This is a genomic window from Amycolatopsis sp. NPDC058278 (assembly GCF_042881395.1).
GTDB lineage: Bacteria > Actinomycetota > Actinomycetes > Mycobacteriales > Pseudonocardiaceae > Amycolatopsis.
In genome coordinates this window covers 16,218-27,128 of the sequence record NZ_JBHVXZ010000131.1, presented here as the reverse complement: position 1 = coordinate 27,128, position 10,911 = coordinate 16,218, and the positions used below count along the sequence as shown (strand labels likewise).

The window sequence follows — 10,911 nt, the reverse complement described above, 5'->3', positions numbered from 1 at the left end:
TCGCGCTTTCCGCGAACAGGGCTCATCCAGCGAATCTCGTGGGCGATACTGGGATCGAACCAGTGACCTCTTCGGTGTGAACGAAGCGCTCTCCCGCTGAGCTAATCGCCCGCTCGCGTGATGGGGAATACTTTACCGTACGACTTTCAGGCGCCTGCAAACGGGTGGTCCTGCCGACCACACTCCGCTTACCGGCGAGTACGGAACGCACAACCCCGAGCTAGCCGGGGTTGTCCGGCCGGGGGGCCGCCTGACACCACGTTCGACATCCGTGCGACGGTGCTATCGCCCGGCGACTAAACCGCGCAGTATGGAGGCGTGGGCCCCGCGGGGCGCGCCGGTCAGTTGCGCGCCGTGGGTGGTCACGGGTGGAGACGGGGGCCGAAGCGCCCGGACGGGTGATCTGCGGCGCACCCGCGACGGAATCGGCCTCCCGATGCGTCCAAGTGGTGACGCCCTCGGCCGGGCCGGGCCGGGAAGGGAGACGAAGGGTAGGACGATGCGCAACGATCACGTGACGCTCCGCTCGACGGCGGTCTTCGACCTGCTGGCGCCGCGGACTCCCGCGGTTCCGGTCAAGGTGGAGCTGCGCTACGACACACGCGACCCGTACGCGGTCGTCGCCGCCTTCCGCACCGGCCGCGCCGGCTGGGTCGAGTGGGTGTACGCCCGCGACCTCCTCGCGGACGGCCTCCTGGCCGACGCGGGTGACGGAGACGTCCGCATCCGCCCCTCCGTGGAGGACCCCGAAGCCGTCCTGATCGAGCTGAACTCGCCGTCCGGGCACGCCATGTTCGAGGCGTCCGCCCAGGAGCTGGCCGACTTCCTCGACCGGACGTACGACGTGGTGCTGCCGGGCAACGAGCACCTGTGGGTCGACGTCGACGATGCACTCACCCACCTCATCCCCCACGATCTGGCCTGATGACGGGCTTGCAACGGCGGAGTGACACCCCGGTGTCACCGCCGTTCTCGGGGTCCGATATGGTTTTCCCACACCACGGCGACGGGGGAACAGCCTCCCGGAGCTGCGGAATGCGGATGTAGCGCAGCTGGTAGCGCATCACCTTGCCAAGGTGAGGGTCGCGGGTTCGAATCCCGTCATCCGCTCGGTAGGCTCTCGAGCCTGTCACGGTGGAGTGGCCGAGAGGCGAGGCAACGGCCTGCAAAGCCGTGTACACGGGTTCGAATCCCGTCTCCACCTCGCGCGATTAGCTCAGCGGGAGAGCGCTTCCCTGACACGGAAGAGGTCACTGGTTCAATCCCAGTATCGCGCACCACATGTTTTCGCAGGTCAGCAGCCCTGTCCCTCCCCGGAGGGACGGGGCTTCAGTCGTCAGATGGCGATGATCCGGCGACGGCCCCCGGACCCGGCCCGATCGCCCGCTGGGACCGCAGGTGCGGGAACCAGGACACCAGCTTCGCCCGTTCGCCCGGGTACAGCGACGCCAGTGACCGCAGCCAGCGTTCCTCAAGGGCGCCGAGGATCTGGTTGACCATCGCCGGGGTCACGTGGTCGTAGACCCGGGCGATGCCCTTCATCTTCTGGCCCAGCCGCGCCCGCCGAGCGACCTCCGGGATTCCGTCCTCGGTCAGCCACGTGCTGTGCGCGTGGCGGCCCTCGTGGAAGGTGAACGTCGGCAGGATCGGCGGACGCCGCTCCCCCGCACCGGCGTCGTCCAGCTCGACGCCGTCCCATGCCGGTCGCCAGAACCGGATCCGGAAGTTCGACCGCCGCCACGGGTGCCCCTCGGGCGTGCACATCACGAACGGCTCTCGATGAGAGTCCATCAGCTCTTCGTAGAGCACCGCGATCCCCGGCGGCAACGCCACGAACCGAGTCCCCGCCGGGGTTTTCGTCCGGCCCTTCTTCGGCCGGGAGTTCCCGCGCCGTGTCGGCGGGCGCTGACGGCCATCCGAGTGATGATCATCACTCTTCCGCCCTCCTTTGTAGACCTTCCCGGCCACCTCCTTCAGGGGCGATCGGATCTCGATGCCGCGGCGCTCGGAGTCGTACTCGTGCCGCTGCTGGCCGACAAGTTCACCCCATCGGGCTCCTGTGTAGACATCCATCAGGCACAACACGAACCCCGACATTCCAAGACCCTGCGGGGTTCCAAAAGTCGCTCGCCGGCACTGACCAGCGGATTTACGCGGCCCGTTCGTACTCGTTGATCAGGCCTCCGAGAAGCCGCCGTAGCTTGATCCGCTGAGAGTTGAGATCTGCCACGGGGTGGTTCGGCCAGGGTGGGCAAAGCTCGCGGGAACGGTGTGGTCGTCGACCGTTGTAGTGCCGCACGTATTCGGCGAGCACGGCCTGCAGATGCCGCTCGCCCAGGATCAACATGCGGTCGGTGAGCTCGGTTCTGACTGTGAGTACGAACCGTTCGGCGCAGCCGTTCGCCCGTGGGCAACGCGCGGGAATCCTCACCGTCTCGATGCCCGCGTCAGCCAGGACGGCATCGAACGAGGCCGTGAACTGGCCAGCTCGGTCGCGGACAAGAAATCTGAACTCGGCGACTCGATCTCCGAGATCCATCATGAGATTACGGATCTGCTGGGTGGTCCCTCTACCATCCGGTTCGTGGTTGTGCCGAGGACGTGGACGTAGCGGCTGCCGACCTCCAGCACGAAGAACACGTAGACCCGCTTGAGGGTGAGCACCCAGTCGACGTGGAAGAAGTCGCACGCCAGCATCGTCGATGCCTGTGTACGCAGAAACTGCCGCCACGTCGTTTCGGTGTGCCGGACCGGCGCGGGAGGTATGCGCGCCCGCTTCAGGACCCGCCGGATCGTCGAGGCACCGACCCGGTGTCCAAGCTTGAGCAGCTCACCCTGAATCCTCTTGTAGCCCCAACTGCGGTTCTCCCTGGCCATCCGTTCGATCAACTCGGCGATCCCCTCGTCGACCGGTGGCCGGCCGACCCGATGTGGATAGGTCCGCTTCGCAGCTACCAATCGACGGTGCCAGCGCAGGAGCGTGCCAGGGGTAACCAACCGGTGTGTCCGCAGTCCCTTGGGCAGCAGCCGAACCAGCGCGGCGAACACAGCCCGGTCGGCCCAGTCCAGGCGAGGTTTCGGGTTGCTTCTGCGCAGCACGGCGACCTCGTGGCGCAGCACCAGCAACTCGACGTCCTTGGACGCTGATGAGCGCCCGAGCAACACCAGCAGACCTACAAGCCGCAGGAAGATCAGATAGAGCAGACGCAGCGCCATGGCTGGCGATCATGCCCCACCCACCGAACGCGCTCATCGCCGCAGGTCGGATCCGTGAACCGACTTCTGGAACCCACAACCGCCGGCACGCCGGACCGGTCCTACCCGGTGCGCGTCAGGGCCGTCCTGGACACCCCTGTGTCCCGCGGGCTTTGGCTGGTGAAATGGCTGCTGCTCGTCCCCCACCTGCTGGTGCTCATCGCGCTGTGGGCCGCGTTCTGGGTGCTCGGCATCGTCGCGTTCTTCGCCATCCTGATCACCGGCCGGTACCCGCGGAAGATCTTCGACTTCAACGTCGGAGTGCTGCGCTGGAGCTGGCGGGTGACCTACTACGGCTACGGCGCCCTCGGCACCGACCGCTACCCGCCGTTCAGCCTGCGCGAGGAACCCGGCTATCCGGCCACGCTGAGCGTCGAATATCCCGAGCGGCTTTCCCGCGGGCTCGTGCTGGTCAAGTGGTGGCTGCTGGCCATTCCCCACTACCTCGTCCTCGCGATCCTGATCGGCGGCGGAACCGGCGCCGCGTGGGGACTCGACGACCGCAGCTGGGCCTGGCCCCATGCCCACCGAACCCACCGAACCCACCGAGACACCAATACCCGCGGGCCACGCGGGTCCGTGAAAGGAGCCGGCACGCGATAACGGGTTTGCCGTACCTGATCCGCTTGTCGGGTACGGCTTCCTCACAAAGGCGGAAACTCGTCCGGCGGGCCGGTCGCCCTGAGGGAAAGGCCGGCAGGGACGTCCAACGTGCGGAGAACCGGCCGCCCGGCACATCATCCAGGACGCCTGTCGTCCCTGGTCATCGAATCCCTCATCCGGGGGATTCTTTCCGGTAACCGGCGTAACGCGCCTAGGCTGTCCGGACTGCCCCGGACCTCGGCACGCCCGCCGTTCCACCCCGAGTGGAACGCACCAGCGTACGAGGAGACGACCATGACGGCCGGGAACCCCCACCGACTCCCGCCGCGACGGCAGATCGCGTTCAGCGTCGGGCACTGGCGAATCACCTACGCCGGAACGGATCCGCGCTCGCCCCGGACCGGGAACATCGCCGGCCAGCCCGAGTTCGGCACCGGCGGGGTCCGCGTCCCCGTCATCGCCGACGGCAGCCCCTCGCCCACGGTGTGCTGGGTCGACGACCAAGACGTCATCGCTGTCAGCGCACCACCGGCCGAAGAAGCCACCGGGCCATCGACGTGCTCCCCGAACAGGCGAGGGCGCCATCGTGCCCGGTAGCGCCGCTCGCACAACCCGTACCGCGAAATGCTGCCCCGGACCCTGGTGTCGCGACGAGCTTTCCCGAGTCGACCGCGGAGGTCGGGGCACATGCCGATGATGGATCGCGCACTGCTGCAATCGGCGATCGCGGGGGACCCCACTGCGACCGACACGGTGCTGAGCCTCGTACGCCCCGCCGTGCTCACCTACTGCCGCACGCGGCTGGAAAGCCGGCACGAGCGCGACAGCGACGCCGAGGATTTCACTCAGGAAGTCATGCTCGGCGTACTACGCGCATTGCCACCTACCAGTACGACGCCGACAGGTTTCTGGGCTTCGTCTAGGGAATCGCGGCGCACAAGGTGATCGACGCACGGCGCCGTCGCGGCCGCGACGCCAGCTCGCCGGTGGCCCAGCTCTCCCTCCTACCGCTCGGACAGCTCGAACCACTCGCTCCCTTCGAGGAAACAGAAGGGCAGCAACGCGTTCAATGGCTGCTCAACCACTTGGCGGTGCGACAGTGGGACATCATGATCCTGCGGGTGCTGTGCACCGGGCCACCGACGTCACCGCTGCGGCAGCATTGGGCGCCAACCTGTGCCTTGACCGCGATCACCAGGGACCGGCTGGCTCCCATGGAGCGGTCTGGCGGTCAGGGAGAGCTGTTGAGGGGGAAGGTGACACGGACGGTGGTGCCCTGTCCGGGCGCCGAGGTGACGCCGACCGTGCCGCCGTGTGCGGTCACGATCGCCTCGACGATGGCCAGGCCCAGACCCGACGAGCCACCGCTGTCGCGGCTGCGGCCGCGGTCGGCGCGGTAGAAGCGCTCGAAAACGTGCGGCAGATGCTCCGGCGCGATCCCGTCACCGCCGTCGCGTACCGCCACCTCCACTTCCCCGTCTTGGGAGCTGACGGTGACCGTGACCGGTGTGCCGGGTCGGGTGTGTTGCACCGCGTTGCCGACGAGGTTGCGCAGCACCTGCTGGATGCGCGGGCCGTCCCCGTCGATGACCGCTTCCGCCACCCCCTGCAGGGTGATGGCTCGGTCAGCACTGACCACCCGGGCGTCATCCACCACCTCCCCGGTCAGCGCCACCACGTCCACCGGCTCGCGGTTCAGCGGACGGGCCGCGTCGAGGTGGGCCAGCAGCGCCAGCTCGTCGACGAGCAGCCGCATCCGGCCCACCTCCACCTGCATCCGTTCCATGGCGTGGTCGAGCTGGTCGGGGTCGCTCAGGCCGCCCTCGACGTACAGGTCGATCCAGCCGTGCATGGTCGCCAGCGGCGTGCGCAGCTCATGGCTGGCGTCGGCGACGAAGCTGCGCAGCCGGTCCTGGGCCCGCCGCTGGGCGTCGAACGCCCGCTTGACCGCGGTGGCGACCGCGGCCTCCGGCCCGGCGAGCAACGTGATGAGGGCAAGACGCCATCGGGAGGGCCGGTTCACTGCTGCACCGGCCGCAGGTTGTACCCGAACCCCCGCACGGTGTGGATCAGTGACGGCCCGCCGAAGTCGATCTTGCGACGCAGGTTGGAGACGAAACGCTCGACCACGCCCGCGTCGCCGCCGAAGTCGTACTGCCAGACGTGGTCCAGGATCTGCGCCTTGGAGACCACCCGCCCGGAGTTGATCAACAGGTAGCGCAGCAGCCGGAACTCGGTGGGAGAAAGCTCGACCGGACACTCGCCCCGAGTCACCACGTGCCGGGCCTCGTCCATCTCCAGGTCGCCGCAGCGCCACACGCCCTCCGGCACCGCAGGCGACACACGGCGGGCACGCCGCAGCAGCGCCTCCAGCCGCGCGGCGACCTCCACCACGCTGAACGGCTTGGTGAGGTAGTCGTCGCCGCCCATGCGCAGCCCGCGCACCCGGTCGTCCACCTCGTCGCGGGCGGTCAGGAACATCACCGGCACGTGGACACCCCGTGAGCGCAACAGGTGCAGCAGATCGAAGCCGTCCGTGCCGGGCAACATCACGTCCAGCACGATCGCATCGGGCGTGCGCACCCCGATCGCAGCCAGCGCGGCCGGCACGTCGCCGACCGCCTCGACCTCGAACCCCGCGAACCGCAGCGCCGACAGCAACAGCTCCCGCAGGCCCGGGTCGTCGTCCACCACCAGAATGAGATCCACGTCCCCATCACACCATGCCGACAGGGACGGGACGATGCTCCTCCGCGGGCCTGGCGAGCCCCACCGCAAGCGCAAAGGCGATGACTTCAGCGTGGTGTCGCCGTTCGGGTGACCGGTGCGCTCCTGACGACCCTGGATCAAGGAGCCCTCATCACACCGCCCGTGCTCGACGACCCGGCATCCGCGAACCTGATGGTTGCCTGCCGGTTGCCTGACAATCGATCCCTGCGGATGGTGTCACCGGCTGGCTGCTTATAGCGTTTTCTCCGGCACATCAACCCACAGATCGGAAAAAGAATGTCTGGTCCTACCCGTCGTGGATTCATTGCCGGCACCGCAGCGCTGGGCGGGGCGGCGCTGATCGGAAGTCCGGCGACTGCGGACGTGACGTTGGAGGAAGGCGTGCGCGAGTCGGCCGTGATCCTGCCGGGTGACGCTCGCTATGAGGACCTCGTGTTGCGCCGGACGAGCGAGCGGTTCTTCCCCCGGCCCGGGTTGTTCCGTCTGCCCACCACGACTGAGCAGGTCGTGCGCGCGGTGGATGGCGCCGTACGTGCGGGTAAGCGGGTCACCGTCCGCAGTGGCGGGCATTGTTACGAGAACTTCGTGGGCGACGGCGCAGAGGTGATCATCGACATGTCCGCGATGCGGCAGGTCACGTTCGACCGGCGTCGCAACGCGTTCATGATCGAGCCAGGCGCCAGCCTGTGGGCGGTGTTCGAGCGGCTCTATCTCGGCTGGGGTGTCACGATCCCCGGCGGTCAGTGCGGCGGCGTGGCCGCAGGCGGCCACATCCAGGGTGGCGGTTACGGTCCGCTGTCCCGGCAGCTCGGTTCGGTGGTGGACTACCTGTATGCCGTGGAAGTCGTCGTGGTGGACCGTTCGGGACGGGCGCGGGCGGTAGTCGCGACCCGCGAGCCAGGCGACGAGAACCGGGACCTGTGGTGGGCGCACACCGGGGGCGGGGGTGGGAATTTCGGCGTGGTCACCCGGTATTGGATGCGCACGCCCGGCGCCACCGGCAACGATCCCACCCGCCTGCTGCCGAAGCCACCCGCGGTGACACTCGGCGCAACGGTCGGGTGGAGTTGGCGAAACGTCACTGCGGAGTCGTTCCACCGACTGCTGCGCAACTACGGCGAATGGCACGAGCGCAACAGCGCCCCCGACTCCCGCTACGCCAGCCTCTTCAGCCCGATGCTGATCACCCGGCGCAACACGGGTGCCGACCCCGGCGGGTTCGTCATGGTGGCCACAGTGGACGGAAACCGGCCCGACGCCGAACGGCTGCTGCGCGACTACCTCGCGGAGGTCACCGAGGGCGTCCCGGGCACGACCACGGTACGGCCACCCCATCGGCTGCCGTGGCTGGCGGCGGTGAAGGCCGGGTCACTGAGCCAGACCGATGAATCCGGTATGTTCAAAGCGAAAGCGGCCTACCTGCGGAAACGGTTCAGTGACGAGCAGATCAGGATCGCCTACACCTACTTGACCAGCACGGACCACAACAACGAGCGCGCACTGCTGCTGTTGGTGTCCTACGGCGGCAAGGTCAACACCGTGGCGCCGGCCGCGACCGCGGTGTCCCAGCGGAACAGCATCATGAAAGTGATCTACACCGTCACCTGGACCGACCCGAACGGCGAGCAGGCGAACCTGGACTGGATCCGGCGCTGGTACAGCGCGATGTACCAGAACACCGGAGGCGTGCCGGTCCCGAACAGCGTGAACGACGGCTCCTACATCAACTACCCGGACATCGACACCACCGATCCGAAGTGGAACAAGTCCGGAGTCCCGTGGCACACCCTGTACTACAAGGAGAACTACCAGAAGCTTCAGCAGGTCAAGGTGCGCTGGGACCCGCGTGACGTGTTCCACCACGCCATGTCGATCAAGCTGCCGCACTAGACACGACCACGATCTGTTCGGCGACGAACAGAGGGCGGCTTCGGCGTCGTCGGGATGTGCGGCGAGCGCTTTGCCGAGTTCGGCGCCGTCGTACATGGCCAGGTTGGCGCCTTCGCCGTTGGGGGCCGAGAGGTGCGCGGCGTCACCGAGCAGGGTCACCCCCGGCACCCGGTCCCATCGGTACTCGATCGACAGAGCGTAGTGGGGGCGCAGGAGCGGCGCGGTGTCTGCGTCGGTGATCAGCGCGGTGAGTTCCGGTGCCCAGCCGTCGAACTCCTGCGCGATCCGCGAGGTGGCCGCGGCGGCATCGGTGAAATCGATGGCGGCGAACCACTCCAGTGGCTCGGTGAGCGTCACGTAGGTGTGCAGGGTGTCGCCGCTCTCGCGGTGAGCCTGGATCCCCTTGCCCGACGTGGGCCCGTCCGCGCCCATCGACCCGCCGCCGACCGCTTTCGCGGCGGCGGGGTGGCGGGTGTCGGCGTTGAAGAGATAGGTCTCGACGAACGAAAGGCCGGTGTACTCGGGTGTGGCGTCGGACAGCAGCGGTCGGACCCGTGACCACGCGCCGTCCGCGCCGACCAGCAGGCTCGTGACGACGGTGGTGCCGTCGGCGAAGGTCATCTCGTGGCGGCCCGCGCCGAGAGTACGGACGCTGCTGACCTTGTGTCCCCCATTGAATGGTGTCAGGCGGGAGCGAGTCGAGCAGCATCTGCCGTAGCTCACCGCCTTGCGCCTCGGGGCGTCCCCCCGTGCCGTCGCCGGCTTTGTCGAACAGGACAGTCCCGTTCCAGTCGAGGAGCCGCATCGCCTGGCGGCCCTGAAGGATGAGGCCGTGGAACTCCTCCATCAGATCGGCGGCCTGCACGGCCAGTTGGCCGTTGTAGTCGTGGATGTCGAGCATCCCGCCCTGCGCACGCGCCGTCGGGGAGGCCCCCGCCTCGTAGACCATGGCCGGGATGCCGTGGACGCACAGGACGCGAGCGGGGGCGAGGCCGCCGAGTCCGGCGCCGATGATCGTGACGGGAGCGTGCAGGGTGGCTCCTGTTTCGGGCAGGTCCGAGCGCACGCCGGCGGGCGCCAGCGCGGTGAGGGGGATGTTCTGGGTGCGCGGCCGGGCCGCGCGTTCGCGGTTACGATCGGGTCGGTTGCGGCAGTTCCGCGGTGATCTTCGTGAGCAGGGCGTGCAGGGTGGCCCGCTCGGCCTGGTCCAATGGGGCCAGGGTCGTCTCGTCGGCGGCGGCCATCGCGGTGTCGAGCCCGGCGATGAGCTCGATGCCGGCCGGCGTCGCGTCGATGCGTTTACTGCGCTCGTTGCCGCCCGCCGTGCGGCGCTCGACGAGGCCGCGGCATTCGAGCCCCTGCAGCAGGCGCGAGACGCTCGCCGCGGTCGTGGGGGTCATCTGCGCGATGTCGCGCTGGATCGCACCGGGGCTCTGGATCAGGCAGCCGAGCACGAACGCCTGCTCGAAGCTGAGCTCACGGGCCCCGATCCAGTACTCGCCGACCTTCCGCTGAGCCCATACGACCCAACGCATCAGCTCGAAGCTGCGGCTACGCTTGCTCTTCGACGCATCCATGCTAAGGACTCTAAGAGCGTGTCTTACGTGGTGATTAATGCTGCGTAGGCCATGATCTTGGTGTGGTTGATCGGTTGTCGTTGGGCCTTGCGCTCGAGCGCGGCGACGGCAGCCTCGTCGGTGTCAGCCAGCGACGGAGGGGCGGTCGTCTGCGGCTGAGCCGAGCCGGGTCGGACGATGTTCTTGGTGACGTCCCACGACATGACCGGCCGTGCGGGCTCGCTGGGCTGCCCAGACCAAGGTGGTCCCGAGGTACGCGCGGAGCCGGGCCAGACGGGTGTTGCGGTTGCGGTCACCCCGGGAGATCCCACTACTGTTACCCATGAACGTCCTCCTCCTGCGATGGGACACCAAGCCCGACAGCGCATCAGGAGGACGTTCCTACGTCGAGCACCGACACGCAGAACAGCTGAGCCCATACGACCCAACGCATCAGCTCGAAGCTGCGGCTACGCTTGCTCTTCGACGCATCCATGCTAAGGACTCTAAGAGCGTGTCTTACGTGGTGATTAATGCTGCGTAGGCCATGATCTTGGTGTGGTTGATCGGTTGTCGTTGGGCCTTGCGCTCGAGCGCGGCGACGGCAGCCTCGTCGGTGTCAGCCAGCGACGGAGGGGCGGTCGTCTGCGGCTGAGCCGAGCCGGGTCGGACGATGTTCTTGGTGACGTCCCACGACATGACCGGCCGTGCGGGCTCGCTGGGCTGCCCAGACCAAGGTGGTCCCGAGGTACGCGCGGAGCCGGGCCAGACGGGTGTTGCGGTTGCGGTCACCCCGGGAGATCCCACTACTGTTACCCATGAACGTCCTCCTCCTGCGATGGGACACCAAGCCCGACAGCGCATCAGGAGGACGTTC

At 67.9% G+C, this 10,911-nt stretch carries 11 protein-coding genes, 4 tRNA genes and 3 pseudogenes; 7 read left to right on the top strand and 11 right to left on the bottom strand.

Annotation, left to right across the window (positions count from 1 at the left end):
• Nucleotides 1-39 precede the first annotated feature (39 nt).
• A tRNA-Val gene (locus ACFVYA_RS41580) sits at nt 40-111 on the bottom strand.
• Between the two features lie 388 nt (nt 112-499).
• Here ACFVYA_RS41580 and ACFVYA_RS41575 point away from each other — a divergent pair.
• The 4 genes from ACFVYA_RS41575 (at nt 500) to ACFVYA_RS41560 (ending at nt 1,280) form a co-directional block, all read left to right on the top strand.
• Nucleotides 500-925: an SsgA family sporulation/cell division regulator gene (locus ACFVYA_RS41575; RefSeq protein WP_013227152.1), complete on the top strand. Its 426-nt coding sequence runs from the start codon at nt 500-502 to the stop codon at nt 923-925.
• Between the two features lie 112 nt (nt 926-1,037).
• Nucleotides 1,038-1,110: transfer RNA gene (locus ACFVYA_RS41570), tRNA-Gly, on the top strand.
• Nucleotides 1,111-1,133: 23 nt separating this feature from the next.
• Nucleotides 1,134-1,204: transfer RNA gene (locus ACFVYA_RS41565), tRNA-Cys, on the top strand.
• A 1-nt stretch (nt 1,205) separates the two neighbouring features.
• A tRNA-Val gene (locus ACFVYA_RS41560) sits at nt 1,206-1,280 on the top strand.
• A gap of 49 nt (nt 1,281-1,329) precedes the next feature.
• Here ACFVYA_RS41560 and ACFVYA_RS41555 read toward each other — a convergent pair.
• The 3 genes and pseudogenes from ACFVYA_RS41555 to ACFVYA_RS41545 all read right to left on the bottom strand — a co-directional run.
• A pseudogene (locus ACFVYA_RS41555) lies at nt 1,330-2,106 on the bottom strand (integrase); the annotation flags it as partial.
• A 43-nt stretch (nt 2,107-2,149) separates the two neighbouring features.
• Nucleotides 2,150-2,539, bottom strand: a complete 390-nt coding sequence (locus ACFVYA_RS41550) for an integrase core domain-containing protein (protein WP_387053025.1) — start codon at nt 2,537-2,539, stop codon at nt 2,150-2,152.
• Nucleotides 2,539-3,216, bottom strand: coding sequence for a hypothetical protein (locus ACFVYA_RS41545; protein WP_387053023.1), 678 nt, complete (start codon nt 3,214-3,216; stop codon nt 2,539-2,541). Before ACFVYA_RS41545 ends, ACFVYA_RS41550 begins: the two co-directional genes overlap by 1 nt.
• 66 nt (nt 3,217-3,282) lie before the next feature.
• Between ACFVYA_RS41545 and ACFVYA_RS41540 the strand changes: the two are divergent.
• Nucleotides 3,283-3,771: pseudogene (locus tag ACFVYA_RS41540) on the top strand (DUF4389 domain-containing protein); the annotation flags it as partial.
• A 455-nt stretch (nt 3,772-4,226) separates the two neighbouring features.
• Here the strand turns inward: ACFVYA_RS41540 and ACFVYA_RS41535 are convergent.
• Nucleotides 4,227-4,370 carry a hypothetical protein gene (locus ACFVYA_RS41535; protein ID WP_387053021.1) on the bottom strand — a complete coding sequence of 48 codons (144 nt, stop codon included), beginning with the start codon at nt 4,368-4,370 and terminating at the stop codon, nt 4,227-4,229.
• A gap of 175 nt (nt 4,371-4,545) precedes the next feature.
• On the opposite strand from ACFVYA_RS41535, the gene ACFVYA_RS41530 reads away from it, so the two are divergent.
• Nucleotides 4,546-4,803 carry a hypothetical protein gene (locus ACFVYA_RS41530; protein WP_387053019.1) on the top strand — a complete coding sequence of 86 codons (258 nt, stop codon included), beginning with the start codon at nt 4,546-4,548 and terminating at the stop codon, nt 4,801-4,803.
• A gap of 286 nt (nt 4,804-5,089) precedes the next feature.
• On the opposite strand, the gene ACFVYA_RS41525 is transcribed toward ACFVYA_RS41530, so the two are convergent.
• Entirely contained in the window at nt 5,090-5,842 is a 753-nt protein-coding gene (locus ACFVYA_RS41525; protein ID WP_387053017.1) for a sensor histidine kinase, read from the bottom strand.
• A 35-nt stretch (nt 5,843-5,877) separates the two neighbouring features.
• On the bottom strand, nt 5,878-6,549 hold the full coding sequence (locus ACFVYA_RS41520; RefSeq protein ID WP_387053015.1) for a response regulator transcription factor: 672 nt from the start codon (nt 6,547-6,549) through the stop codon (nt 5,878-5,880).
• Between the two features lie 402 nt (nt 6,550-6,951).
• Between ACFVYA_RS41520 and ACFVYA_RS41515 the strand changes: the two genes are divergently transcribed.
• Nucleotides 6,952-8,478: an FAD-binding oxidoreductase gene (locus ACFVYA_RS41515; protein ID WP_387053013.1), complete on the top strand. Its 1,527-nt coding sequence runs from the start codon at nt 6,952-6,954 to the stop codon at nt 8,476-8,478.
• 30 nt (nt 8,479-8,508) lie between these two features.
• Here the strand turns inward: ACFVYA_RS41515 and ACFVYA_RS41510 are convergent.
• The 4 genes and pseudogenes from ACFVYA_RS41510 to ACFVYA_RS41495 form a co-directional block, all read right to left on the bottom strand.
• A pseudogene (locus ACFVYA_RS41510) lies at nt 8,509-9,511 on the bottom strand (FAD-dependent oxidoreductase); the annotation flags it as partial.
• A gap of 97 nt (nt 9,512-9,608) precedes the next feature.
• Entirely contained in the window at nt 9,609-10,055 is a 447-nt protein-coding gene (locus ACFVYA_RS41505; protein ID WP_387053011.1) for a MarR family winged helix-turn-helix transcriptional regulator, read from the bottom strand.
• Nucleotides 10,056-10,078: 23 nt separating this feature from the next.
• Nucleotides 10,079-10,258: a hypothetical protein gene (locus ACFVYA_RS41500; RefSeq protein WP_387053009.1), complete on the bottom strand. Its 180-nt coding sequence runs from the start codon at nt 10,256-10,258 to the stop codon at nt 10,079-10,081.
• A gap of 295 nt (nt 10,259-10,553) precedes the next feature.
• Entirely contained in the window at nt 10,554-10,733 is a 180-nt protein-coding gene (locus ACFVYA_RS41495; RefSeq protein WP_387053009.1) for a hypothetical protein, read from the bottom strand.
• Between the last annotated feature and the right edge of the window lie 178 nt (nt 10,734-10,911).